The organism is Paenarthrobacter sp. 22069 (genome assembly GCF_052046035.1).
Taxonomy (GTDB): Bacteria; Actinomycetota; Actinomycetes; order Actinomycetales; family Micrococcaceae; genus Arthrobacter.
Genome location: NZ_JBQEQF010000014.1, coordinates 12,331 through 36,815 on the forward strand (window position 1 = coordinate 12,331; position 24,485 = coordinate 36,815).

Annotated in this window: 27 protein-coding genes and 1 pseudogene; 15 read left to right on the forward strand and 13 right to left on the reverse strand. The window is 64.4% G+C overall.

Going from position 1 to position 24,485, the window contains the following annotated elements; genetic code table 11:
* The first annotated feature begins 47 nt into the window (after positions 1-47).
* The 4 genes from ACTJK0_RS12730 to ACTJK0_RS12745 all read left to right on the forward strand — a co-directional run bounded on the left by ACTJK0_RS12730 (position 48) and on the right by ACTJK0_RS12745 (position 4,041).
* A complete protein-coding gene (locus tag ACTJK0_RS12730) occupies positions 48-1,016 on the forward strand; it encodes a carbohydrate ABC transporter permease (RefSeq protein WP_110540822.1) in 969 nt (322 codons plus the stop codon).
* Between the two features lies 1 nt (position 1,017).
* Complete coding sequence (locus ACTJK0_RS12735) at positions 1,018-1,905, forward strand: carbohydrate ABC transporter permease (protein ID WP_110540823.1); 888 nt, start codon at positions 1,018-1,020, stop codon at positions 1,903-1,905.
* Between the two features lie 3 nt (positions 1,906-1,908).
* Positions 1,909-3,429, forward strand: coding sequence for a glycoside hydrolase family 32 protein (locus ACTJK0_RS12740; protein WP_440745421.1), 1,521 nt, complete (start codon positions 1,909-1,911; stop codon positions 3,427-3,429).
* A 93-nt stretch (positions 3,430-3,522) separates the two neighbouring features.
* A complete protein-coding gene (locus ACTJK0_RS12745) occupies positions 3,523-4,041 on the forward strand; it encodes a DUF2087 domain-containing protein (protein ID WP_440745422.1) in 519 nt (172 codons plus the stop codon).
* 253 nt (positions 4,042-4,294) lie between these two features.
* Here ACTJK0_RS12745 and ACTJK0_RS12750 read toward each other — a convergent pair whose 3' ends face one another.
* Positions 4,295-4,579 carry a hypothetical protein gene (locus ACTJK0_RS12750; RefSeq protein ID WP_110540826.1) on the reverse strand — a complete coding sequence of 95 codons (285 nt, stop codon included), beginning with the start codon at positions 4,577-4,579 and terminating at the stop codon, positions 4,295-4,297.
* Between the two features lie 101 nt (positions 4,580-4,680).
* Here ACTJK0_RS12750 and ACTJK0_RS12755 point away from each other — a divergent pair, with 101 nt between their 5' ends.
* On the forward strand, positions 4,681-5,247 hold the full coding sequence (locus ACTJK0_RS12755; RefSeq protein ID WP_440745423.1) for a hypothetical protein: 567 nt from the start codon (positions 4,681-4,683) through the stop codon (positions 5,245-5,247).
* Between the two features lie 16 nt (positions 5,248-5,263).
* Here the strand turns inward: ACTJK0_RS12755 and ACTJK0_RS12760 are convergent, their stop codons facing one another.
* A complete protein-coding gene (locus tag ACTJK0_RS12760) occupies positions 5,264-6,187 on the reverse strand; it encodes a phosphotransferase family protein (protein ID WP_440745424.1) in 924 nt (307 codons plus the stop codon).
* Between the two features lie 239 nt (positions 6,188-6,426).
* On the opposite strand from ACTJK0_RS12760, the gene ACTJK0_RS12765 reads away from it, so the two are divergent.
* The 7 genes from ACTJK0_RS12765 (at position 6,427) to ACTJK0_RS12795 (ending at position 11,295) form a co-directional block, all read left to right on the forward strand.
* Complete coding sequence (locus tag ACTJK0_RS12765) at positions 6,427-6,606, forward strand: hypothetical protein (RefSeq protein ID WP_110540828.1); 180 nt, start codon at positions 6,427-6,429, stop codon at positions 6,604-6,606.
* Between the two features lie 170 nt (positions 6,607-6,776).
* Complete coding sequence (locus tag ACTJK0_RS12770) at positions 6,777-7,811, forward strand: AAA family ATPase (protein ID WP_110540829.1); 1,035 nt, start codon at positions 6,777-6,779, stop codon at positions 7,809-7,811.
* A 566-nt stretch (positions 7,812-8,377) separates the two neighbouring features.
* Entirely contained in the window at positions 8,378-8,599 is a 222-nt protein-coding gene (locus ACTJK0_RS12775) for a hypothetical protein (protein ID WP_110542042.1), read from the forward strand.
* Positions 8,600-8,706: 107 nt separating this feature from the next.
* Positions 8,707-9,117, forward strand: coding sequence for a hypothetical protein (locus tag ACTJK0_RS12780; protein WP_110540830.1), 411 nt, complete (start codon positions 8,707-8,709; stop codon positions 9,115-9,117).
* A gap of 341 nt (positions 9,118-9,458) precedes the next feature.
* Complete coding sequence (locus ACTJK0_RS12785; protein ID WP_440745425.1) at positions 9,459-9,851, forward strand: nuclear transport factor 2 family protein; 393 nt, start codon at positions 9,459-9,461, stop codon at positions 9,849-9,851.
* A gap of 48 nt (positions 9,852-9,899) precedes the next feature.
* On the forward strand, positions 9,900-10,394 hold the full coding sequence (locus ACTJK0_RS12790) for an SRPBCC family protein (protein WP_440745426.1): 495 nt from the start codon (positions 9,900-9,902) through the stop codon (positions 10,392-10,394).
* Positions 10,395-10,554: 160 nt separating this feature from the next.
* Positions 10,555-11,295 carry an alpha/beta fold hydrolase gene (locus tag ACTJK0_RS12795; RefSeq protein ID WP_440745427.1) on the forward strand — a complete coding sequence of 247 codons (741 nt, stop codon included), beginning with the start codon at positions 10,555-10,557 and terminating at the stop codon, positions 11,293-11,295.
* 104 nt (positions 11,296-11,399) lie between these two features.
* Here the strand turns inward: ACTJK0_RS12795 and ACTJK0_RS12800 are convergent, their stop codons facing one another.
* The 9 genes from ACTJK0_RS12800 to ACTJK0_RS12840 form a co-directional block, all read right to left on the reverse strand.
* Complete coding sequence (locus tag ACTJK0_RS12800; RefSeq protein WP_440745428.1) at positions 11,400-11,798, reverse strand: DUF7793 family protein; 399 nt, start codon at positions 11,796-11,798, stop codon at positions 11,400-11,402.
* A 134-nt stretch (positions 11,799-11,932) separates the two neighbouring features.
* Positions 11,933-12,331 carry a DUF4259 domain-containing protein gene (locus tag ACTJK0_RS12805; protein WP_181422306.1) on the reverse strand — a complete coding sequence of 133 codons (399 nt, stop codon included), beginning with the start codon at positions 12,329-12,331 and terminating at the stop codon, positions 11,933-11,935.
* A 217-nt stretch (positions 12,332-12,548) separates the two neighbouring features.
* Complete coding sequence (gene nrdF / locus ACTJK0_RS12810; RefSeq protein ID WP_110540836.1) at positions 12,549-13,523, reverse strand: class 1b ribonucleoside-diphosphate reductase subunit beta; 975 nt, start codon at positions 13,521-13,523, stop codon at positions 12,549-12,551.
* A 98-nt stretch (positions 13,524-13,621) separates the two neighbouring features.
* The gene (gene nrdE, locus ACTJK0_RS12815; protein ID WP_110540837.1) at positions 13,622-15,742 is read right to left on the reverse strand and encodes a class 1b ribonucleoside-diphosphate reductase subunit alpha; all 2,121 of its coding nucleotides are present in this window, start codon (positions 15,740-15,742) and stop codon (positions 13,622-13,624) included.
* 20 nt (positions 15,743-15,762) lie between these two features.
* Positions 15,763-16,245, reverse strand: coding sequence for a class Ib ribonucleoside-diphosphate reductase assembly flavoprotein NrdI (gene nrdI, locus ACTJK0_RS12820; protein ID WP_440745429.1), 483 nt, complete (start codon positions 16,243-16,245; stop codon positions 15,763-15,765).
* Between the two features lie 127 nt (positions 16,246-16,372).
* Positions 16,373-16,618 (reverse strand): glutaredoxin-like protein NrdH, encoded by a 246-nt coding sequence (gene nrdH / locus ACTJK0_RS12825; protein ID WP_043451057.1) that lies wholly within the window; start codon positions 16,616-16,618, stop codon positions 16,373-16,375.
* Between the two features lie 385 nt (positions 16,619-17,003).
* Positions 17,004-18,362, reverse strand: a complete 1,359-nt coding sequence (locus tag ACTJK0_RS12830) for a class I SAM-dependent methyltransferase (RefSeq protein WP_440745430.1) — start codon at positions 18,360-18,362, stop codon at positions 17,004-17,006.
* Complete coding sequence (locus ACTJK0_RS12835; RefSeq protein WP_440745431.1) at positions 18,359-19,090, reverse strand: DUF1365 domain-containing protein; 732 nt, start codon at positions 19,088-19,090, stop codon at positions 18,359-18,361. Before ACTJK0_RS12835 ends, ACTJK0_RS12830 begins: the two co-directional genes overlap by 4 nt.
* Positions 19,087-20,478: an NAD(P)/FAD-dependent oxidoreductase gene (locus ACTJK0_RS12840; RefSeq protein ID WP_440745432.1), complete on the reverse strand. Its 1,392-nt coding sequence runs from the start codon at positions 20,476-20,478 to the stop codon at positions 19,087-19,089. The genes ACTJK0_RS12835 and ACTJK0_RS12840 overlap by 4 nt, the downstream gene beginning before the upstream one ends.
* Positions 20,479-20,574: 96 nt before the next feature.
* Here ACTJK0_RS12840 and ACTJK0_RS12845 point away from each other — a divergent pair, with 96 nt between their 5' ends.
* The 3 genes from ACTJK0_RS12845 (at position 20,575) to ACTJK0_RS12855 (ending at position 22,845) form a co-directional block, all read left to right on the forward strand.
* Positions 20,575-21,492, forward strand: coding sequence for a LysR family transcriptional regulator (locus tag ACTJK0_RS12845; protein WP_110540841.1), 918 nt, complete (start codon positions 20,575-20,577; stop codon positions 21,490-21,492).
* A gap of 45 nt (positions 21,493-21,537) precedes the next feature.
* A complete protein-coding gene (locus tag ACTJK0_RS12850; protein WP_110540842.1) occupies positions 21,538-22,044 on the forward strand; it encodes a DUF2004 domain-containing protein in 507 nt (168 codons plus the stop codon).
* A gap of 81 nt (positions 22,045-22,125) precedes the next feature.
* The gene (locus ACTJK0_RS12855) at positions 22,126-22,845 is read left to right on the forward strand and encodes a hypothetical protein (RefSeq protein WP_440745433.1); all 720 of its coding nucleotides are present in this window, start codon (positions 22,126-22,128) and stop codon (positions 22,843-22,845) included.
* Positions 22,846-22,908: 63 nt separating this feature from the next.
* Here the strand turns inward: ACTJK0_RS12855 and ACTJK0_RS12860 are convergent.
* Positions 22,909-23,232, reverse strand: a pseudogene (locus ACTJK0_RS12860) (5-methyltetrahydropteroyltriglutamate--homocysteine S-methyltransferase); the annotation flags it as partial.
* Positions 23,231-24,193, reverse strand: coding sequence for a methylenetetrahydrofolate reductase (locus tag ACTJK0_RS12865; RefSeq protein ID WP_440745434.1), 963 nt, complete (start codon positions 24,191-24,193; stop codon positions 23,231-23,233). The pseudogene ACTJK0_RS12860 and the gene ACTJK0_RS12865, both read right to left, overlap by 2 nt.
* Between the last annotated feature and the right edge of the window lie 292 nt (positions 24,194-24,485).

A 24,485-nucleotide genomic window follows, 5' to 3' on the forward strand; every position in this document is an offset into this window, starting at 1 on the left:
GGGTTCGACGACGGCGGCANACCCCAGGTCCTGTCAAGGAGACTCCCATGACCCTCAGCCCGCTTCCCACCCGTCCAGCAGAGGCCGATCCGGCTGCAGCAAGGCACAACAACGCTGCCACCCGGAACCGCCGCCCCCGCCCCGGCTTCCTCCGCGAACAGCTCAGCGGCTGGGGGATGATCGCCCCAGCCGCCGTTCTGCTGCTGTTGTTCGTGTTCCTGCCGGCGATCCTGGGCTTCGGCCTGGCCTTCACCAACGCCCGCCTGATCTCACCCCGGCCTGTGGAGTTTGTAGGGGCAGACAACTTTGTCCGGCTCTTCACCGATCCCACGTTCTGGCGTGCCCTGCTGAACGTGACGTACTTTGCGGTGGTCGTTGTGCCGGTGCAGTCAGCCCTGGCCCTGGCCTTGGCACTGCTCATCAACAAGAAGTTCCGCGGCGTGAACTTCTTCCGAACCATCTACTTCCTGCCTGTGGTCACTTCAATGGTGGTGGTGTCACTGCTCTGGATGTTCATGTACCGCCGTGAAGGCCTGATCAACGAGCTGCTCTCCACGTTCAGCTTCGGGCTCATCCAGGGTGCCGACTGGCTCAACGACCCCGCCACTGCCATGCCCGCCATCATCGCCCTGTCCATCTGGCAGGCAGCGGGGTTCCACATGATCATATGGCTGGCCGGACTTCAGAGCATTTCCGGTGAACTGTACGAAGCAGCGCAGCTGGACGGCGCCAGCCGCTGGCACCAGTTCCGCTATGTGACCTGGCCGGGCCTGAAGCACACCCGCAGCCTGGTCCTGGTCACCATCACCATCCAGGCGCTGGGACTCTTTGACCAGGTCAGCGTCATGACCCAGGGCGGCCCACTGGATTCCACCACCACCATCATCTACGAGGCAGTCCGGTCCGGATTCAAACAACAGGAAACCTCCTACGCCTCGGCTATCTCGCTCGTATTCTTCGTCCTGGTGCTGCTGATTTCCGCAGTGCAGCGCTACCTGACCCGAGAGAAGGACTGACATGTTGCCGACCCTCACACCCGCGAAGCTGGGGAGCTTCGGAACCATGGCTGTGCGCATCCTGTTCGCCGCCGTCGCAGTCTTCCCCATCGTGTTCATGCTGGTGTCCTCCCTCAAGCCGGACCAGCAGATTTTCGGTGACATGTCCTCCGTGGCGGCCTTCCTGCCAATCGGGAACATCTCACTGGACAACTACGCCGCCGTCTTCGACCGCGTCCCCGCCGCCCGGTTCCTGATCAACTCCATCGGGGTTTCCGCCGTGACGGTGGTGCTGGGCATCTTCATCAACAGCCTGTGCGCATTCGCGCTCTCCCGCATGGAGGTCCGCGGCAAGCGGATCGTGTTCACCGCGATCCTGGCCACCCTGATCGTGCCGTTCCAGACCCTGGCCCTGCCCTTGGTGTGGTGGGTCAACCAGCTCCCCTACTTCGAACTGAACGGCTTCAGCATCGAATTCTCCAAGGGCTGGCTGGACACCTACCAGGTCCAGATCATCCCGTTCATCGCCAACGCCTTCTCCATCTACCTGTTCCACCAGTACTTCGAATCCATCCCGAAGGAACTGGACGAGGCCGCGCGGATCGACGGGGCCGGGTGGTTCAAGATCTACCGCCAGGTGGTCATGCCGCTAGCGGGTCCGGCGACCGCCACGGTGGCCATCCTGACCTTCCTGCCGGCGTGGAACTCCTACCTCTGGCCGCTCATGGTGGTCCAGTCCGAGGAGCTGCGGCCCGTCATGATCGGCATCCAGTACTTCTTTCAGCTGAACGTTTCCTGGGGCGAGGTGATGGCCTACGCGTCCCTCATCACGGTTCCGGTGGTGGTGCTCTTCATTGCGTTCCAGCGTTCATTCGTCAACAGCATCGCCTCCAGCGGCGTGAAGGGCTGATCCATGGCTTCACTTACGGCCGCTGCCGAGGTCGCGGCAGTTGCGGGCACGGACCGTTTCCGGCCCCGGTGGCACTACTCTGCCCGGCGCAACTGGCTCAACGATCCCAACGGGCTCGTCCACCTCAACGGCACCTACCACCTCTTCTACCAGCACAACCCCTTCGGCGCCGAGTGGGGCAACATGTCCTGGGGCCACGCCACCTCGCAGGACCTGCTGCACTGGGATGAGCAGCCGGTGGCCATCCCCTGCGACCACCAGGAAGCCATCTTCTCCGGCTCGGCGGTGTTCGACAGGCACAACACCAGCGGCCTGGGCACGGCGGACACGCCACCGCTCGTGGCCATCTACACCAGCGCCTACAGTGACGCATCACCGCTGGCAGGCCGCCAGGCGCAGTCCCTCGCCTACAGCGTGGACGAGGGCACGACCTGGACCAAGTACCACGGCAATCCCGTCCTGGACCGGGCGTCGGCCGAGTTCCGGGACCCCAAGGTTTTCTGGTACGACGGCGGCGCAGGCAGCTACTGGGTGATGGTGGCCGTCGAGGCGGTCCAACGGCAGGTGGTCCTGTACAAGTCCGCGGACCTCAAGGCCTGGGAGTACCTGAGCACTTTCGGGCCCGCCAACGCCACCGGCGGAGTGTGGGAGTGCCCGGACCTCTTCGAGTTGCCCGTTGACGGCGACCCGGCGGACACGCGGTGGGTCCTGGTGGTGAACATCAACCCGGGAGGCATCGCCGGCGGCTCGGCAGGACAGTACTTTATTGGAGAGTTCGACGGCGTGGCGTTCCGGTCCGGATCGACCGTCACGGATGGGCTCCAGGAGGACGGCTCGCGCATGCGCGAGTACGGCTGGCTGGACTGGGGGCGGGACTACTACGCAGCAGTCTCGTTCAGCAACGTGCCGGATGGACGCCGCATCATGATCGGGTGGATGAACAACTGGGACTACGCCGCTTCCACACCCACCGGAGACTGGCGGAGCGCCATGTCGCTGCCGAGGGAAGTCTCGCTCACCCGCGTGGACGGCAGGCCGGTCCTTCGGCAGCACGCCGTGGACCCGTTTACCGGGACTGGGTCCCCATCCGTGCGGCTCGGCCCGCAGGCGCTGGCGGCCGGGGTCCTGCCGGTCCCGGGAACAGCGGAGACCGCGCGCATCGACGTGGAGTTCCAGCCGGGCACCGCGGACAAGGTTGGGCTCCTGGTGCGGATGTCCGGCACCGAACGGACGCTGATCAGCTATGACGTGACCCGGGGAACGCTGCGCCTGGACCGGACGGAGTCGGGACATGTGGATTTCCATGAAGCCTTCCCTTCGGTGGAAACCGTGGCGGTGCCCCTCCAGGACGGCCGCCTCCGGCTGCGGGTCTATGTGGACCGATGCTCCCTTGAGGTGTTCGCCCAGGATGGGCTGGCAACCATCACGGACCTGGTCTTCCCGTCCGAGGAAGCCACGGCGCTGGCGATCTTCGCCGAGGGCGAGGGCGCGCACCTCGTGGCCTTCGACGTCGTCGGACTCTAACCCCTGCACTTCCCGAACCTGCCCATCAGGGCTACGATCTCCCCGCATATCCCGGTGCCAGGCGCCGGGACAGCGGCAAGGGAGGGAGAGGGCATGGCCGGAGGCAGGAGAATGGGCGGCCCGCACTGGCGCCGGGTGGTGGCAACGCTTGGCAACGCCGATGCGAGGACTGCCTACGCGCAGATAGTGCTGGGAACCGCCCCGGCCGACGTCCTGGCCGGGGTCAAGGAACAGCGGCGGAACAGGGCGGTTGCTGCCCTGCTCGAGTCCGGTCTTGTGGAAGAGGATGAACGCGACGGGCTGGTGGCGGCGGACGCGGTCTTCCGTGACCTGCTCACCCAGCAGCCCCGGCGGCAGCCGCGGACGGGGCTGGACAGGTTCCTGCGGCTGGGGCGGATTGAACGGTACCCGGCCAACGCCGGGGAGCGGCGGGCGCTCCTGGCCAAGATCGCGGGCGAGGTGATCTTGCCCGGGGAACAGCTGACCGAGCGGCAGGTCAACGAACGGCTCCTCAGTTATACCGACGACGTGGTGCTGCTTCGCCGCTACCTGGTGGACTTTGGCCTGCTGCAGCGTACGGCCTCGGGTTCCTCCTACTCGCTGGCGGAGTAGGCCCGGCGGGACCGGAATCCATGGCAAGTCTTGATCCAAAGCTGCGGCGAATGTGGGCTGGTGTTTGGGAACGGGGCCTACCTTGGAGGCAAGATCCTGCCGCTGGGGCGGGGCCTTACAAAAAGGACAGGGCCGGCGGCACCGCATCCGGGAGACCGAGGATGCAGCCCCCCCCAAACCGCCGCCGGCCCATCCCTTTAGTTCCATCCGGGCATGGGGCACGGCACTGGCCGCCCGTTCCGAAGGGCTGTGTTCAGCCAGGAAGCGTGAAGTAGCCGGCAGGGTCGTCGGCTCCGAGGAGATCGTGGTGGAAGGCGACGGCATCCACTGGCCGGGTGTCCACAAAGAGCACCGCTACCGCATGGGAGTGGATGATGGTGTACCTGGCAGGGCCGTCCAGCCAGGAATGGATGCCGGTGTACTCCTCAACGAACAATCCCTCGCCGAGCAGCCCCCGCTCCTCGAGCAAGTCGTAGACAACATTCCAGGCGAGCTCCAGTAATTCGTGGATCGCCGCCTCTACAGTAGGAGCCGTCATGCCTCCATCGTCCTCCTGGGCCCCGACGAGGCTGCGCACAAAAGGGGTCGTGTCCTGAGCAAATGGTTGCTTCAGAGGGAGGGCATGGCGACCATGGAAGCGTGGGAATAAAAGGCATCCGGCCCGGGGTCACCCTGTCCCTGTGCCTGCTGGTTCCGCTGATGGGAACAGGCGGCTGTTCCTACGACTACCCGGACCCGGTGCATACACCGGCAGCGGAGGCCGACGACACGGCCACAGCTGAACCTCAACCAATGACCGAATCCGCAGGGCAACCTCCTGACCCTCAGGTCCTTGACCGCGGGGTGCGAAACTACCAGGACCTCGAGGCCCTGCTTAAGGCCGTGCCGGGGCCGACCCTCCTCTTCGAGCAGGGCCCGCTGGATGGTCCCGCCCGGGGCTTCGGCACTACGGAACAGGTGTCCCAGGCGGGACCATACACGGTCACTGCTGCCTGTGTCGGTGCTGCCAATGCCAAGGTCTTCATCCGGCAGGAGAATCCCAAAGTCACGCTCTGGCCCGTCGAGCTCACGGTGGACTGCCCGGGATCCGCATCTGAGGTCATCACACTTCAGCAGGGCTATGTTTCCGCGCACCTGTCCCTGCCCACTTCTGCAGACACCCCTTGGACAGGAGCGGTGGGCGGAGTGCGGGTGACCGGAGGCTAGCGTCCGGTCGCCTCCGTCACATGAGCAACATCTCCAGCTCCGGAAGTCGGCCGAACAGATCGGGGAGGCCGCTCAACCCTTTGCGCACGGACTCGTGTGACAGCGCGAGGGAAGGACCGGTGCCCGCCTCGACAGCGGCAAGGCACCGAAGGATGTTCCACCTCAGGTGCCCCAGCCAGCCGCCGATCATGAACACAAACCAGCTTGGACCTGGCGGCGGCAGCGCTCCGCCCCCCGCCGCATAGCCGTCAAGAACCGAGCGGAAGATGGGGGCCCTGAGGTCATCGAAGCCAGGTCCCTTCGCGAGGCCCAGCGCGGTGGAACCGAGCTCACCGGATAGGTCCAGCATCCCCGAGAGCTCCCAGTCGAGTACCACCGGCCGGCCCTCCCGGGCGAGCAGATTCCACGGTTGGATGTCCCTGTGGGTAAGCACGACGGGGCCTGGGCGTTCGCAGGTGTCGACGAAGTGGGCGATCGCGAGGAACGTCCCGACCTGGGAAGCGAGCTCGTCCGCCCACGGCTGACCGGTCGCCGACGCCCGTGCGGCGAGCTCGGACCAGTCCCGTGACGGGTGGTCCTCGACCGGCCTACGGGGCCACGCGACGTCGAGCGCGTGGATGCGCGCCAGGACCTCACCGATCTCAAACGCGTACGCAGCCGGCACGGGCGCTTCGGGCACCTTCTCCCCTTCGACCCAGCGGTGAACGAGCGTGGAGTGGCTGGCCAAGATCGGCTCCGGCATCGGAATGCCGGCAGCGAAAGCCGCACGCTCAAACCTGAACACGTCGTCAAGGCGATAGGTCCAGCGGCGGTCGAAAAGGTTCAGCTCCTTCACCGCAAACGACCCCTGGTCGGTGTCGAGCCGGTACATCCGGTTGGCGAACCCGCCGTGGACGCGAATCATCGGCCCGATTGGTGCGCCGAGATCCGAAAGGTCCACCCATTCATTCTAGGAGCGGGCAATGCACAAGGTACTTGCACAATCATTACTAAGCATGCTTATGATGGACGCGGTCGGATGGGGATGCGACTGCGAGGGGAATCGAAGGGTGCGCTCAGCAAACGGGGCGCACCCTTTCCGCATCCGGACACCAACTACCGTTACGGAGCTTATATTTTCGAACTAACAGTGCGGAGTTTCACCCGGGTCCGCCAGTGCTTCAGTCCTAGACTTTCGCCATGCACCCCTTAGCGGCGATCGGCCTGGTGTTCCTCACTGGGCTTGCCTGGATGGGCACGATCCTGACCTTGCTGGTTGCCTTGGCCAAAGCCCGGCGACGGCCACCTGCTGACGTCAAGAGCGGGAAGATCCAGGGCTCCGATCAAAGGGAATCCCAGACGTCGCTGGGTGCCTCCTGAGAAGATCTCTGAGTCGAAAGTTCCTGGTTCCGTAGCCAGTATCGAAAGCAGGGCCGGTGGCTCTGGCCAGCTGAGGCTGCCCTTTCAGGCCTAGTGCGACGACCACGAGGGACTCGACGCTGGTGGTACCAACTCCACCACGGCCGGGAATCGAGTATTACAGTGGATGCATGGCTCTCAGCCGTAACCCGCTCGACGACCTGCGCGAAACCATCGGCCACCTGGCCGATCAGCTCAAGCTGCCCGGCTCGGAGCGCGTCGACGACATTGTCGGCGATCTCATGGGTGCAAGGCCCGGGCCGGCCCGGCCGTTGTCTGAGCTGCAGGCCGAGCTCGACGCGCTGGTGGGACTGGAGTCCGTGAAGGAACAGGTTAGGGCCCTCGTGGCACTGCTCCAGGTCCAGGCGCGCCGCAAGGCGCACGGCCTGCCGGAGGTGGCCACATCACAGCATCTGGTGTTCCTGGGAAACCCAGGCACGGGCAAAACAACCGTGGCACGGCTCCTGGCCGAGATGTACCGCGCGGTCGGTCTGCTGCAGAAAGGCCATCTAGTGGAGGTGGACCGTTCGGGCCTGGTGGGGCAGTACGTTGGCCAGACCGCCATCAAGACGGACCGGGTGATCCGGCGCGCGCTGGACGGTGTCCTGTTTATCGACGAGGCCTACGCGCTGGCCCCGGAGGACGGCCGGATGGACTTCGGCCCGGAGGCGATCGAGGTCCTGCTCAAACGGATGGAGGACCACCGCCACCGCCTGGTGGTGATCGTGGCAGGGTACCCGCGGCTGATGGAGGCCTTCCTGCTCTCGAATCCCGGGCTGCGTTCCCGGTTCGCCCGCGAGATCACGTTCCCCGATTACTCCGTGGACGCGCTCCAGACGATCTTCCACCAGATGCTGGCCCAGCACGAGTACATGCTGGAGCCGGATGCGGACCAGATGCTGCGCCGCATCTTTACCGGGCTCCACGCGGGCGAGGACTCCGGCAACGCCCGGTTCGCCCGCACACTGTTCGAGCAGGCGCTCAACCGCCAGGCGCTGCGGCTGTCGCGCGACGAGGAACAAAGTCTCGACGCGCTCGACCGCGAGGCCGTGATGACGCTCACCGCGGACGACATCGTGGAAGCCGCACTGGCCCTGGGCGAGGAGCCGGAACCGGAACCGGCGCCGGAACCGGAGCAGCCACGCTGGTGGCGCTGGCTGGCCTGACCCGGTCCACGGCTGCCATCAGACACGCCGGCCGCGCCGCGCGCGTGGGACTCATGATGGCCTTCCTGGCGGGGGCCTCCCCGGGATTCTGCCTCCGACGGCCCACCCCTGGTTAAAGGGGCCACTGTGTAGGCCCGATCCCCTTGCCGCCCGGTCCCAATAGGCGGACACTTGATCTACCGCGCTATGCAGTCAGCCCACGGGTAGCCACCGAAAACCAGGACAGGCACCATGCCCACCGCTGACCATTCAGTACAAGAGCCGGCGCTGCAGCACTCCGCGCTTTCCCGGAAAGTCCCGTCATGAGCACGGCTCAGACTGTGGCGCTGATATTCGTTGCTGCCTTTGCGTGGATTGGCCTGACCCTGCTTGTTCTCCTGACCTTGCGACGTCGCAGGAAAGGGTCCTCAGCGGTTGCTTCGGCTCCCCCGCCCCCGGAGCTCACCAGTTATCGCCCGCACAGGCCGTGGCGCCCGGTCCGTTCCGTCACCAGGAGCCCGGCGCCGCGGCACAGGCTGAGGCTCCGGAGAGTCCGTCACTAAACGCGCCAGTTCATGGGAGCAATCATGGATACAGGAACGATCCTCGGGTATTTCGCCGGCTACGTGGCCGCAATGGGCGGGGTAGCCCTCCTCTACCTGCCGGTCATTGTCTTGCTCGTCGCCCTGCTGATCGCCGGCGGCGTGCTGCAAGTGTTACTGCTCCCGTTCATCGCGCTCTTCAAAAGGCTACGACGCCGGCCCGAAACCGACCTGGATCCGTCCTGGTTCCTGGACCGCGGGCGATAATCGGCACCAGCTCAGCGCACTTTCCCACCTCGCCTCCGCAGCTCTCAGCCGAATTTGGGGGGACTTAGCCGGTACACAGGAGGGAACCGTTGTGGAATTATGCGGGCATGGGACTTTCCCAAGACCGGGACAGGCCGAGGGCGGAATTTCACCGCGCAGCCCGGCTCGAGCCGGGTGAAGCTGAACAGCAGCAGGCGCTCAGGCGACGCCTGAACGATTTCGTCCAGACTGCCCAGGCGCGCGGCATCCACCCGCTGCCGCTGGAGGTCTACAACGGCCACCGAAGGTACCGGTCCTCCGTCCTGGGCTGGCTCTTGTTTCCCGACACCTGCCTCGCCGTTGCCACGGATGCCGAACTGTACCGGTTGCACTTTGAGGGCCGGCCGCCCGGCAACAACGGACCAGTACGGGAGGAGTGGATCCGCAGTTCCTACTGGCATGGCTGGGCCTCCACATGGGTCACGCTGGACGAGATGCTCATTGATGCCGTGGTGAGGGGCATGAGCCGCTTGCCTTAGGGAGCGGCGACTACTTATTGGTGCCCGTTACCCGACGAATGCGCAATTGGCTTGCGCACAATGCTAAGCATACTTATGATGGATGTAGCCGGTGGGGATCGGTTTGGGGATATGGGAAAGCGAAGGGCGCGCTCAGCGAACGGGGCGCGCCCTTCCCGTGTCCGGGACACAGTGCCGCACGGTCCAGCCCGGGCCAACTTCGGTCCTCTGGTGCGGAGTTTCGCCCCCGGGGCATCAAAAGGTTGCCGTGCTATCCGGGGACGTTCGCCTCTCGACAAGCCCGGTCCCTGGGCCTACAGTTGCCACGCCAAATTCCCACAACAACGACAGAGGTGTGTGAAATGGGAGCACAGGAAGACGTCGCACTGGTGCGGCGCGGCTATGACGCATTCATCGCGGGCGACATGGACACGCTCAGGGAGCTGTTCACCGAAGACGCGGTCTGGCATACCGGTGGAACCGGTGGCCTGTCAGGAGACAAGAAGGGCGTCGGGGAAATCCTGGCGTACTTCGGTGAGCTGTTCTCACGGTCCCAGGGGACACTCAAGCTCACCCTGGAGGATGTCGCGGCGGGCGACAGGTACACGATCGGAGTGCAGTCCAACCACGCGGAGCGCGATGGTAAGTCCCTGGATCAGCGGGCAGTTATCGTCTTCACCATCTCCGGCGGAATGGTGACCGAGGTCCTGGAGATGGCGGAGGACACGGCCCAGCTATCAGAGTTCTGGTCCTGAGAACCTTAAGGGAACGCACCCGGGAATGATGCCTCAAAGGAGCTGCTGATGAGCGATTACAAGTTCCTGACGCGCTGGGAGCTGCAGGCTCCCATCGAGACCGTATGGGACGCGGTCTCCGACCCCAGGACCTACACCAAGTGGTTCCCATATATCTCCAGGGTCGCCCAGGTTGCGCCCGGCGACCCTGACGGGGCGGGGCGGGCCTACCGGTTCACCATCACAGGCAAACTGCCGTACTCGCTGTCCTTCACCGTTGAAAATGTACACCAGGACCCGCCCCGGCTCCTGGAGTCCAGATCAACCGGGCAGCTGGAAGGGACAGGCCGATGGGAACTCTCCCAGGAGGGGGATATAACCACCGCCCTCTACTATTGGCATGTGCGCACCACCCGTCGTTGGATGAACCTGACGGCGCCACTGCTCCGCCCGCTCTTCGCCTGGAACCACCACAAAATCATGGACAAAGGCGGAACCCGGCTGGCCGCGTATCTGGGCGCGCGGTTGGTTGCCAACACGTCGCGTGAGGAGTTACGAGCTTGAATTCGGCTGTTACTCGGTGAGTCTATGCATGCCTAGCCGCCGCATCAGGCCAGCCGAGACTTCGCTGTTCCACGCTTTGGCCCGCATCGACTCGCAGCACCGGCGGCGGTAGGGCCTTTATGCTCTTCGGCCGGGACTCGCCCGGGACTATCTTCAGGCCATGGATGACAAGCAAGGCTCAATGCCGAGGGGCGTTGTTCTCGTGCACGGCATGTGGGGTGTCCCCGAAGACTGGGCGTGGGTCCAACGCGCACTCGAAGAACAACCCGACCTGCAGGTGGTCGCGCCGGATCTTCCGTCGCACCGTTCTCCCAATGCGGGACTGTTGGAGGATGCTGGGGAGGTCCGTGCAGCTATCGCTGCCAGCCCGGCCCCCACCGTTGTTGTCGGCTGGTCTTATGGGTGTGATGTAGTAGGCATTGCCGCTCACCGTATGAAAAACGTGGCCCGGCTTGTGTATGTCTCATCCCCTCCCCTCAAGCTGCAGCCTGATGTCCGCGATGCGGGCTGGGTGGACTCGATGGAGCACATGCTCCATGACGAACAAGGGCGGCACGCCCTGGACGGCGACTGGTGGCTCAGCGAAGACGAAGCCGGTTTACAACTCCCCGACGATGTGCGCGCATTCCTGAAAGACCACCCGCGCCGATTTGCCACGAAAAAGACGCGCAGCGATCCCGTACCGGCCCAGGCATGGGCAGAGATTCCCACAACCGTGTTGCTCGGTGCCAGGGACAACCTGACGAGCTCAGAAGCAAGAGCATGGGCGCGGGAAGCCGTGGCGGATGTCCGGGACATAGATACCGACCACTTCATGCTCTTCAACCGCCCCGATGTAATAGCTCACGTGATCCTTGAAGAGCTGAACTTTTCGGCTCCCGGCCGCCCAGCGGGCAGCTGAGGCGGCAAACGGAGCGGCCCCGGGCCCGGTCTCCCTGTGCGTCGCGGCCTGCTTTCCGCCAGGGAATCAGGCGGACCTCTTGGCTGCGAGTGACCGGTGGGCGCCTAATGGCTGTAGCCCAGCTCCGTGCCCGACTCCCCCGAGGGCTCAAGCAGCCACGTCATTGCCTTGTCCTCAGATGTGAAATACCTGATCGGGAACCCTGTCGGCAGGAGAGGCAAGCGGAACATGGCGACCACCCGATCGACGGGCGAGGAACCCAATAGTGCCATGCGCGAGACGCTGGACGAGTGGGGAAAGACCTTGCGAGCGGCCGCAGAGTGGGTCACACCCTGAATGTCGACCAGCATCGGCACCCTGGCGCCGTGACCCAGGGTGGAGATTGCTTCGAGGGCAGCCCTCGCCACGTCGATGCCGATGTATGCCCCTCGCTTCCAGCGCAGTATGAGGACTCCACCGGACAACTCCATCGTGCCTTTGCCTTTGATGTCCACCTTGCTCATGCCGTCCCCTTTGGAGATCCAACCCACTCTTGACCATAGCCCAGTGGCGTCAAGTCACAGGGGAAACGGCATTCTTGCAGGGCATCAACTTTGGGGGCGAAGATCAGCTGAGCACACACCGGTAATTCGGGCCGCTACCGTAGCGACCCCCGCAGCCTCTCTGCGAGGTCGTCCAGGGATTCGCGCCATTCGGGTTCGTCGGCGTCGTCCCACAGCTCTGCCAGCTCGGACTTCTCCCCGGCAACCCGTGCGACCGCTTCAAGCGCCATTTCCACGTCCTCGGCGGTGATTTCCGCCCCGTGGGCTGTCACCCAGTCAGCGACGTTCTCGGGGAGTTCTCCCAGTGGGTTGCCCTGGCTGGCCGAGGTGACTTCCGCGGCGGCGACAGCTACCGCCCCGTCCGGTGCCTCAACATACCTGTCGCCCGCCTTCGCCAGCGCCTTGCGGATGACGTCCGCCCCGCCGGCTTCGAGCTCGTCCAGCCAGTCCAGCGCGTCGTCGTTCTCGAACGGCAGGTAACCCCATGCGCCCATCATTGCCCTTTCGGTGTCTGGTTGCTGGCACCAATATGCCAGAGGACGTCCCGATGGTCGTCACCCGCAACCGCCAGGTTGGGCGTGTCCGGTCCTGCTGGACTTGACCCATGGGTGCAGCTATCAGCTGTCGGCATCACAAAACAGCCTCGCACGCCTAAGCACGCGAGGCCGTTTCGGCTCTAAAGAGCTGGTCAGCATTGTGGAAGCGGTTGGCCTAGAAGTCCCAGTCCTCGTCTTCGGTGTTGACGGCCTTGCCGATCACGTAGGACGAACCCGATCCGGAGAAGAAGTCGTGGTTCTCGTCAGCGTTCGGCGACAGGGCCGAAAGGATGGCCGGGTTCACGTCGGTGACGGAAGCCGGGAACATCGCCTCGTAGCCCAGGTTCATCAGGGCCTTGTTGGCGTTGTAGTGCAGGAACTTCTTCACGTCCTCAGCCAGCCCCACGCCGTCGTACAGATCGTGCGTGTACTGCACTTCGTTTTCGTACAGTTCGAACAGCAGCTCGAATGTGTAGTCCTTGATCTCCTGGCGCTTCTCCTCGGAAACCTTCTCCAGGCCGCGCTGGAACTTGTAACCGATGTAGTATCCGTGCACGGCCTCGTCGCGGATGATCAGGCGGATCAGGTCAGCCGTGTTCGTCAGCTTGGCCCGCGAGGACCAGTACATCGGCAGGTAGAAGCCGGAGTAGAACAGGAAGCTCTCCAGCAGAGTGGAGGCCACCTTGCGCTTCAGGGGATCGTCGCCCTGGTAGTAGTCCATGACGATCTGGGCCTTCTTCTGAAGGTTCTCGTTCTCCGTGGACCAGCGGAATGCCTCGTCGATCTCCTTGGTGGAGGCCAGGGTGGAGAAGATGGAGGAGTAGCTCTTGGCGTGCACCGACTCCATAAACGCGATGTTCGTGTAGACGGCTTCCTCATGCGGGGTCAGCGCATCCGGAATCAGCGAGACGGCGCCAACAGTGCCCTGGATGGTGTCCAGCAGGGTCAGGCCGGTGAACACGCGCATGGTGAGCTGCTGCTCGGCCGGCGTCAGCGTGTTCCACGACTGGACGTCGTTGGACAGCGGCACCTTCTCCGGCAGCCAGAAGTTGTTGACCAGGCGGTTCCAGACATCCACGTCCTTGTCGTCCTGGATCCGGTTCCAGTTGATGGCCTCGACGTGGCTCAGCAGCTTGACCTTCTCGGTCATGTCATCCCCTATGCGTTGGGTGGTTTTCTCTAAGTTAAAGCGTACGACGGCGGGCGGGCACCCGCCGTCGTACAAGTACAGTTCAGTTGAAGCTACAACTACAGCATGCAGCTGACGCAGCCCTCAACCTCAGTCCCTTCCAGCGCGAGCTGGCGGAGACGGATGTAGTAGATGGTCTTGATGCCCTTCTTCCAGGCGTAGATCTGGGCCTTGTTGATGTCGCGAGTGGTAGCGGTGTCCTTGAAGAACAGCGTCAGGGACAGGCCCTGGTCCACGTGCTGGGTAGCCGCGGCGTAGGTGTCGATGACCTTCTCGTAGCCGATCTCGTACGCGTCCTGGTAGTACTCCAGGTTGTCGTTCGTCAGGTACGGCGCCGGGTAGTACACGCGGCCCAGCTTGCCTTCCTTGCGGATCTCGATCTTGGACGCCACCGGGTGGATCGAGGAGGTGGAGTTGTTGATGTATGAGATCGAGCCGGTGGGCGGGACGGCCTGCAGGTTCTGGTTGTAGATGCCGTGCTCCATGACGGAAGCCTTCAGCGCCAGCCAGTCAGCCTGCGTGGGGATGTGGACGTTCTTGAAGAGCTCACGGACCTTCTCGGTCTGCGGCACCCACTCCTGCTCCGTGTACTTGTCGAAGAACTCGCCCGACGCATACTTGGACTTCTCGAAGCCGCCGAACGTCTGGCCGGTCTCGATGGCCAGCAGGTTGGAGGCGCGAACGGCGTGGTACACCACCGAGTAGAAGTAGATGTTGGTGAAGTCCAGGCCCTCTTCGGAGCCGTAATGAACCCGCTCACGGGCCAGGTAGCCGTGCAGGTTCATCTGGCCCAGGCCAATGGCGTGGCTCTGGTCGTTGCCCTTGGCAATGGACGGCACCGAGGTGATGTTGGACATGTCCGACACGGCCGACAGCGAACGGATGGCGGTCTCAATGGTCAGGCCGAAGTCCGGCGAATCCATGGTCTTGGCGATGTTCAGCGAGCCCAGGTTGCAGGAAATGTCCTTGCCGGTGTCCGCGTAGGACAGGTCATCGTTGTACGTGGTGGGCTGGGAAACCTGGAGGATCTCAGAGCACAGGTTGGACATGATGATCTTGCCGTCGATCGGGTTGGCCCGGTTCACGGTGTCCTCGAACATGATGTACGGGTAGCCGGATTCGAACTGGATCTCGGCGAGGGTCTGGAAGAACTCCCGCGCCTTGATCTTGGTCTTCTTGATGCGGGAATCGTCCACCATCTCGTAGTACTTCTCGGTGACCGAGACGTCGGAGAAGGGCATGCCGTAGACGCGTTCCACGTCGTAGGGAGAGAACAGGTACATGTCCTCGTCCTTCTTGGCCAGCTCGAACGTGATGTCCGGGATGACGACGCCCAGGGAGAGGGTCTTGATGCGGATCTTCTCGTCCGCATTCTCGCGCTTGGTGTCCAGGAACCGGTAGATGTCCGGGTGGTGGGCGTGCAGGTACACGGCACCGGCACCTTGGCGTGCGCCGAGCTGGTTGGCGTAGGAGAAGCTGTCTTCGAGGAGCTTCATCACGGGGATGACACCGGAGGACTGGTTCTCGATCTGCTTGATGGGAGCGCCCACCTCGCGGATGTTGGTCAGGGCGAACGCCACGCCGCCGCCGCGCTTGGACAGCTGCAGGGCGGAGTTGATGGAGCGGCCGATCGATTCCATGTTGTCTTCGATGCGGAGCAGGAAGCAGGAGACCAGCTCGCCGCGCTGCTTCTTTCCCGCGTTCAGGAACGTGGGGGTGGCCGGCTGGAACCGGCCGTCGATGATTTCATCCACCATCTGCAGGGCAAGCTGCTCGTTGCCGCGGGCCAGGTGCAGGGCAACCATGCACACGCGGTCCTCGTAGCGCTCCAGGAAACGCTTGCCGTCGAACGTCTTCAGCGTGTAGGACGTGTAGAACTTGAAGGCACCCAGGAAGGTCTCGAAGCGGAACTTCTTCTTGTAGGCGCGGTTGAACAGCTCACGGATAAAGTTCATCGTGTACTGGTCCAGCGTCTCGCGCTCGTAGTACTGGTTCTTCACCAGGTAGTCGAGCTTCTCTTCGAGGTCATGGAAGAACACGGTGTTGTTGTTAACGTGCTGCAGGAAGTACTGGTGCGCGGCCTCGCGGTCGGCGCCGAACTGGATCTCACCGTTGGGACCGTAGAGGTTCAGCATGGCATTCAGCTCGTGGTAGCCCAGGCCCTTGTACGCGGCCGGCATCTCGGGCTTCTCTGCCCTGGTTACTTCTGTGTCTGCGACAGTCGTGTCCAAAACGTGTCCAATCCTTTGTTGACCCGGGTCACGTCGTCTGGCGTGCCCATTAATTCGAAGCGGTAGAGGTGCGGAACCCTGCATTTGGCAGCGATGATGTCGCCGGCCATGCAGTAGTTGTCGCCAAAATTCGTGTTGCCGGCACCGATCACGCCGCGGAGCAGCTGCCTGTTCTGCGGGTTGTTCAGGAACCTGATGACCTGTTTGGGGACGGATCCCTCTCCCCCGGTGCCGCCGTAGGTGGGCACCACCAGCACATAGGGCCGGGCGGCGACAAGCGGCGCGTCCTTGGCAAAGAGTGGAATCCGGGCCGCATCGCGGCCCAGCTTTGCCACGAAGCGGCTGGTGTTCTCCGATGAGGAGGAAAAATAGATGAGCTGGCTGTCGGCAATGACCGCCGGTGGCCCTGCCGGCACCGTACCGCCGAATGGCAGGGCCGGTGAGGCTTCCACACGCTGAGCCGTGTGGAGTCCAGCAGCCGAGTGCGTCGACTCAGCCGCATGGCCCTGCTGTACTGCTGGTGCCGCGATGGATGTCACCTCAGCTGGTTGTTGGTTGCCGGCAGGAAGAACGGACTTCCTAGGCGACGGAAGTAACGGCAGAAAGCGCCAGTTCCTCGATCTTGTCCGGGCGGAAGCCTGACCAGTGGTCCTGGTCGGTGACCACGACGGGTGCCTGCATGTAGCCCAGTGCCTTCAGGCGCTCGAGTGCCTCGGCGTCCTGGGAGATGTCAACGCTCTGGTAGGTGATGCCCTTCTTGTCGAGCGCCCGGTAGGTGGCGTTGCACTGAACACAAGCAGGCTTCGTGTAAACCGTTACGGTCATGGTCGCTGTCCCCTTAGTCGAAATCTTCGGCTGGTCCGGTGTCCCGGCCCAAGCTGTATGTAGATACTACATGTAGTGCAGACGCCTCTTTGGAACCCCAAGATGATGTATTACAAGTATGTCATTTAATGCACCGTTAATCCACAGGGAGGCGGCTTCAAAATGTCCGTGATCCCGGTGTTTTTGCGGACGCAATCCACATCCTGTGGAGTACTTAGCCACAATTAAGCCTCCCGCGTGTCGTGGAAAAGACGGCGTGTCGGGCCCCTCCCCGGCTTCCGCCGGGGCAGCAAAAAGGGGGTTCCGGGTGACCCACGGAANGTGAGCAAACGCACCCCGGCCGCGCCCTACAAAGCGGCCGGCCCGCCGCAAACGAGCGCCGCCGTCATTTGGCGGCTCCCGTACCGGGAAGGATCTTCTTCCGGTCAAGGACGATCTGCTGCACGTCGAGGTATCCGGAGGCAAAGCCCGCGCGGGAGTAGCAGAGGTAGAACAGCCACATCCGCTGGAAGACTGCGTCAAAGCCGAGCCCGGCCACCTCGTCCTGCCGTTCCATGAAGCGTTCCTCCCACAGGCGCAGCGTCTCGGCGTAGTGCTCACCGAAGGCAAACCGTTCGCGGACCTGCAGGCCCGTCTGCTTCTCGGTGATGTCCTCGATGGCACGCACCGAGGGGATCACACCGCCGGGGAAGATGTACTTGTGGACCCAGGTGTACCCGGTGCGGGTGGCGAGCAGGCGGTCGTGCGCGATGGTGATGGCCTGGATTGCCACCTTGCCGCCCGGGGCCAGGACGCGCTGGATGGTCTGGAAGTACGTGGCCCAGTACTGGTACCCCACTGCCTCGATCATCTCGACGGACACCACGGCGTCGTACTCCCCTTCCACGGCCCGGTAGTCCTTGAGGTCAATGGTCACGACGTCGGTGTAGCCGGCGTCGGCAACGCGTTTCCGCGCCAACTCCTGCTGCTCGCTGGACAGAGTGACCGAGTAGACGGTGGCTCCGCGGGCGGCGGCGCGCAGCGCCAGCTCACCCCAGCCGGTGCCGATTTCCAGCACCCGGGTTCCGGGTCCGACGCCGGCCTTGTCCAGCAGGCGGTCGATCTTGGCCCGCTGGGCGGCGGCGAAGCCATCGCGTGTGGGGTGCCCGGGCGAGCCGTTGCGGGTGGGAAACAGTGCGCTGGAGTACGACATGGTGGAGTCAAGGAACGTCTCGAACAGTTCGTTGGACAGATCGTAATGCCGGGAGATGTTGGACCGGGTGTTTTCAGGGGAGTTGCGTTCGCTGCGCGGCTGGCGGGGAAGGAACAGGGCCCGGAGCTTCTGGAGGTACCCGGGAACCAGGGTTCCTGCCGTTGCGGCGAAGACCTCCAGGACGGCGGTGAGGTTTTCGGCGTCCCAGTCCCCTGCCATGTAGGCCTCGCCGAAGCCGATCAGCCCGCCGTCACCCAGCCGGCGTGCGAAGTCATCGGGGCGGTGGATGGCCATGACCGGGACGGCGCTTCCTGCCGGAGCGGACCCAAGGACCTGCCCGTCCGGGTAGCGGACTTCGAGTGGAAGGCGCCGGACGGCGGCCCTAAAGATGCCGTCGGCAACCCGGGCAGCGATTCCGGCCTTCAGTCCGTCCGGCACGCTGGCGATCCCCGGCCAGACTGCGGAGTCGATGACAGCGGGGGCCTGGGGCACGGTGTAGGGAACGCTCCCGTCCACGGCTGCAGCGGTTCCATTGTCGTCAGTCATTGTCATTGAACTGCCTCCTGTGAGGTGTGGTGTGGCCTGGCAACGACGGGAAGGTGTCTTGCCCAGAGTTTAATGCCCTGCACCCTGATCAGGGCCGATACCAGCAGCGGCGCGGCCGGGACGCGGATGGCGGCTGCCAGGATGTTCCGGACGGTGGCCGGGTGCCGCCGGCCGTCCATGGTGGCGACGAAGGGCCGGTGCCCTTCCCGCTCCAAAATGATGGACACCGCCAGCCGGTCTCCGGGCGCCGGAAGCTTCATCCGGTACTGCCCGTCGACGTCGTTAAAGGGTGAAACGTAGAATGCCTTCGGCACCGAGGCGCGGCCGGCGGGGTCGGTCCGCAGCAGATAGCAGTGCCGCTCTCCGTAGGTGTTGTGGACTTCGGCCACCACGCACTGCAGTTCCCCGCTGGACCGGTAGCACCAGAACAGGGTGAGCGGGTTGAAGACATAGCCGAAAACCCTGGCGCTGGTAAGCATGTGGATGGGGCCGCCGTCGTGCTCAATGCCCTGGCTCCGCAGATAGCGCTCCACGTTGGTCCGGAGGGTGGCAGCGGGGTCACCCAGGTGGTCCCCGGCGCGGAATACCGCCAGCGGCCGCAGCAGGAACGGCAGGCGCGGAAGGTGGTCCAAGTCCACGAACCAGCTGTAGCTCCTGTAGGTGAACGCATTTTTCAGCGGGGAGCGCCGTACATGTGAAATGGACGTGCGGTAGATCGAGGCGTGCATCATCATGCAGGTTCGGGGGCCAGCAGTTCCCGCTCCCCCTCGCCGCTGGCAGCGTCGGCTCCGTGGACTGCCGGCCAGGTGCGGCCGAGCCTTTCGGCGGCGCGTACCCCGGAGAGCGCCCCGTCTTCGTGGAAACCCCAGCCAAGGTAGGCGCCGGCGTAGGCAATGCGGTTGTCGGCCAGTGCAGCGATTGCCTGCTGGGCCTGGAGCGATTCGGGGGTGTACTGCGGGTGTTCGTAGACCATCCGCTCCAGCACGGCGTCGTCGGCGATAAGTTCGGATTCGCCCAGGCTGACCAGGTAGGGCCGCCCGTCGGCTGGCCGGAGCCGCTGGAGCCGGGTCAGGTCGTAGCTCACCAGGACCTTGTCCGGCCGCGCATCGCAGTCCGGAAGCCGGTAGTTCCAGGACGCCTTGGCGTTGTCCGAGCTGGGCAGGACCGCCGGGTCCTGGTGGAACACTGTGTGGTTCACCGAGTAGGGCATCCCGCCCAGCGCTTCCTTCTCCTCCGGTGTGGCGTCGGCCAGGAATCCGAGGGCCTGCGCCGGATGGGTGGCAATCACGACGGCGTCGAAGTCTTCCAGCCCGTTGGCCGTTGCGAGCTCCACCCCGTCAAGGGTCCGCCGGATGGCTGTCACGGGCGTGTTGAGGCGGACGTCCGCCAGCGTCGCCGCGAGCTTCTCCACGTACCGGGCTGAACCGCCGGTTACAGTCCGCCACTGCGGCGACCCCTTGACCCCCAGCAAGCCGTGGTGGCCCAGGAACGTGAACAGGTAGCGTGCAGGATAGGCCAGGGCGGTGGTGGGGTCACACGACCACACGGCGCTTACCACAGGGGTCATGAAGTGGGAGATGAAGTAGGGGCTGAACTTTTCCCGTTCGAGAAACGCGCCAAGCGTCAGTTCCGGCACCTGCACATCACCGCTGACGGCCGACGGCGGCGCGGTCCTCAGCAGTTCCCTCGCCTTCCGGTAGAAACGGGTGACCTCCAGCAGCATCAGGAGGTAGCGTCCGCGCAGCAGGCTTGAGGGCCGGGCAATGATGCCGCGGGCTCCTTCCCGGGCGCCGGCGTACTCCAGTCCGCAGCCGTCGCACCGGATGGACATGCTCATTTCCGAGTCCTGGGTTTCCACGCCGAGTTCGGCGAACAGCCGCAGCAAAGTGGGGTAGGTCCGCTCGTTGTGCACGATGAACCCGGTGTCGACGCCGATGACGCGGCCGTCGGGCTGCGGCAGGTCGTGCGTGTGCGCATGACCGCCCAGCCGTGAATCCGCTTCGAACAGGGTGACGTGGTCCTGGCGGTTCAGTACGTAGGCGGCCGTTAAGCCTGCCACGCCGCTGCCGATGACGGCCACGCGCCGCGGTCCGCCTGCGCTTCCTGCTGGGTTGGGTGACATTCATGCTCCTCTGCTGAACATTTGCCGCTGTTGCCGGGTATACAGAGGACTATTCGGTGCCGTCCCGGCAACGGATGGGTGCAGTACTGTGGGCTGGTGGTAAACCCCGTGCACCTGAAGACCCTCCTGGAGGTCACCCGGCTGGGCTCGTTCGCCGCCGCGGCCGCGACGCTCGGCTACACGGCCTCCGCCGTCTCGCAGCAAATGTCCGCGCTGGAGCGGGAAACGGGCGTAACCCTCTTCAAGCGCTCGGCGCGGGCCGTGATTCCCACGGAAGCCGCCGTCGTCATGACCCGGCACGCCGCGAAGGTGCTCACGGACATTGAGGCCCTGATGGCTGCCGCCTCACGGACGCAGGACACGGAAAGCCAGGAACTGCGGCTGGGGATCTTTCCCAGCCTTGCCACGTATGTCCTGCCGCGGATCCTGAAGAATCCGGCGTGGAAGAAGCTCGGCATTGACCTGCGGGTGTCGGTGGCCGAGCCCGGCCAGACCATCCAGGGGCTGCGCACCGGCGGCGACCTGGACCTTGCCGTGGTGTTCCAGGTGGGCCAGACCGGCTTCGCCTGGCCGAACACCATCAACCGGCAATGGATCGGTGACGACGACTTCCGCGTGGTGCTGCCGGCCGGCTGGGGATTCCGGGCCGACGCGAAGGTGGCGGCCGACCATCTGTCCGAAATGCCGTGGATAATGCATCATCCCGGCACCAGTGACGCGATGGTGATCGAACGGCTGTTCGCGGGCTGCAACCTGCATCCGCGGGTGGTGGCGCACAGCGACGATTTCCACGCCAGCCTGGAAATGGCCGCCGCGGGACTGGGCGCCGCCCTGGTGCCGGAACTCGCGCTGCGGAACAAGCCGGCGGGGGTGGTGGTGCTGGACGTACCGGAAATCCGGCTGGCCCGGAACGTGTTCGCCCTGCTCATCAATGACCGTAAGACGGCACGCGTGCAGCTTTTCGTCGACCTCCTGGCCGAAACCCTCGCCGGGATGCGCACCGCAGTGAATTAGCCCCGAACGCTGGAATGGTCTGCCCTTCGGGTCTATGTTGAGACTATGAACAAGGTAGCGAGCCAGCACTTTGGGGAGATCGAGCTCAACCACGGCGTGGACCATCTCTTCGCCGCGAAGCACGAGCTGCGCGGCCACCCGCTGGAACTCGACCTGAACGTCACTGCCCACGACCACTTCGATGAGGCCGCGCTCCGCAAGGTTGAGTACCGGCTCCGCTTCCTGCCCGAGCTCGTTGACGAAGTCCGGGAAATGATTGCAGAAGAACTGGAGCAGGAGGGCACCAGCCCCCAGGAGTACCTTCATTTCCACTGCAACGCCCTCAAGGAAGAGCACCTGCACAAGGTCTTCGGCGTCCAGGACCGCAGCCAGCTCACTAATGATGTCTTCCTGAAAGCCCTCAAGCTGGGGCACGTGGGGATCTACCCGGGCCAGCCGGAACGCTACTTCGTCCTGGATTTCACCCTGGGCGAGCATTTCACCGATGAGGTCCTGGTGGCATCCGCCGACCAGGACGGCGTGGTGGACGACGAGATTGTCTGGGAGTCCTGAGCCGCGGGCTCACACATCGCCGGAGACCGGAGGACCCCGCATACATAGGTGACGTCCGGAGATAAGGATGGTGGGCGGGCCATGGAGACCGTTGATGGCGGGCGGAAGACCTGGCGGTTGGCGTCGTCGTTGCTTCTCGCCGGCGTAGTGGTCTCGATTCTGGCGGGCGTGCTGCATGCGGAGTCCCACGACGCGAACGACCACGTTGCTTCGTTCACCGCCTATGCCAACAGCGGCATCTGGACCGGGGTGCACCTGGGCCAGTTCGTTGGCATGGCCTTGGTGGGGGCCGGGCTGATATCCATGGCCACGGCTTGCGGGGTGCAACGTCACGGATTGGCGTGGACCACACGCTTCGGGGCGCTTTCAGCCGCTGCCGCGGTGGCACTCTATGCGGCCCTGCAGGCTGTGGACGGGGTGGCTTTGAAACAGGCCGTCGACGCGTGGGCGGCTGCTCCGGAGCCGGAAAAGGCATCGCGTTTTGCCACGGCTGAGGGCATCCGCTGGCTGGAGTGGGGCATGCGCAGCTACCAAAGCATCCTGCTGGGTGCCGCGATGGTCATGCTCGGCATCGCCGTGGCCGCGGCGCACCGGGTCTCCCGGATTGCCGGGTACCTGCTGGCGGTGTCGGGCCTCGCCTACCTGGTGCAGGGGTGGATCATCGGGGAATCGGGATTTTCGGCAGCGAACTCCGTGCCGACGCTCGTGGCGATCGTGGCGGTCGTGGTCTCAGCCGTGTGGCTTGCAGTCAGCGCGTGGCGGATGAAGCGGCAGCCGGCAACGGCCGGTCACGTGATGTGACCGGCCGTTCACCCGCTTCTCAAGGTTTCGACAGACCCAACCAACCACCGGGTGTTGAGCCTGGACACCCTCCAAGCGGGAGCGGGCAGCCTCGATCGAGGTCACATCCGCGTCCAGGCCGTCGATCGCGTCAATGATGACGCCGAATTCGGAGTAGCAGAGGTGGGTGTGGATCTGCGTGGCATCGGCGGCACCGGCGGTGGCCAGGCGGAAGGAACCGATGGACCAGTCCAGGTAGCCGGCCTGGTCCGCCTTGCGCAGCGGCAGCAGTTCGCGGAGGGCAGGCTCGTCCACCTGGATGACCTTGATGCCGGCCCCCTCGAGCTCCGCGATCTCGTCGCGCAGCGCCAGGCCCACCTGGTTCGCGGTTTCGCCCAGCGGCTGGTCAGCTGGCGAGCTGGGTGGCGCTGGACGCACGCCGGCTGCCGTTGCGGCTGTGCCGCGGAAGGGCGAGCTTGTCCAGGACGTCCAGCGCGCTTTGGTGTTCGTTGAAGGTGTAGATGTGGATGCCGGGGGCGCCGGCATCCAGGGCGGCGTTGGCGAGGTCGACGGTGGCGTCGACGCCGATGTGCAGCCGCTCGAGGTCAGTGTCGGCGGCGGCAAGGCGTTCCATGAGTTCCGGCACCGGCTCCACGCCGGTCAATTCCCCCAGCCGGCGGAGGCGCCGGAGGCTGGTCAAGGGCATGACACCGGGGATGATCGGAATGGTCACGCCGGCGCGGCGGGCGCGGGTCAGGAGGTCCGCATACTGCTCGGTCTTGAAGAACACCTGGGTGATGGCGAAGTCTGCCCCGGAGCGCTGCTTGGCCAGCAGGACCTCAACATCATGCTCTTCGCTGGGCGACTCCGGGTGCCTCGCGGGGTAGGCCGCAACGCCCACTGCGATCTTTCCGGCACAGAGCAGGGCCGAACGACGCTGCTCAACGCGGCGGATGAGTTCGATCAGGTCCTGGGCGTACCGCAGTGATCCGGCTGCCGGCGCGCTGGCGTCCTTGGGAAGGTCTCCCCGAAGGGCGAGGATGCCCCGCACCCCGGTGTCCAGCAGTTCGCCAACAACGGCGGCCAGTTCCTGGGGAGTGTTTCCCACGCAGGTCAGGTGGGCCAGCGGCCGCAGGGTGGTCTCCAGCAGGAGCCGGTTGATGAGGTCGACGGCGGTGTCCCGGTTGGATCCGCTGGCACCGTACGTCACGGAGACATAGTCCGGCTGAGTGGTTTCCAGCTCCCGGATGGTGGTCCACAGGGTTTCGGAGGCCGCAGGCGAACGCGGCGGAAACAGCTCGTAGGAGAGCGCCACCGGGGCGGTGTCGGAGAGGTTGGGGTGTGCGTCAATAAGGCTTCGTGGTGACATTTGCGTCCTTGGCTTTTGGGCCATTGGCGTATCCCGGACGGATAATCAGGGAAACCGCCAATGAATTTGAGTTTGGGGAACACGGAGGGCCTCCACCAGGGACGCAGCGACTGCTACGCCTTGAATGAAGTAGTCCGTGAGCAAATGTCAGGCCCACATGGGGGCACCCACACCCTCCGCAACGGAGGATCGCTGACACGTTACCGCGGTAACTTGTGTACGACTCTAGGCGGCTGTCCGGGGCCGGTACAAGTCTGGACCGAATTAAGACGCAGTTTTACAGGATCTTTTC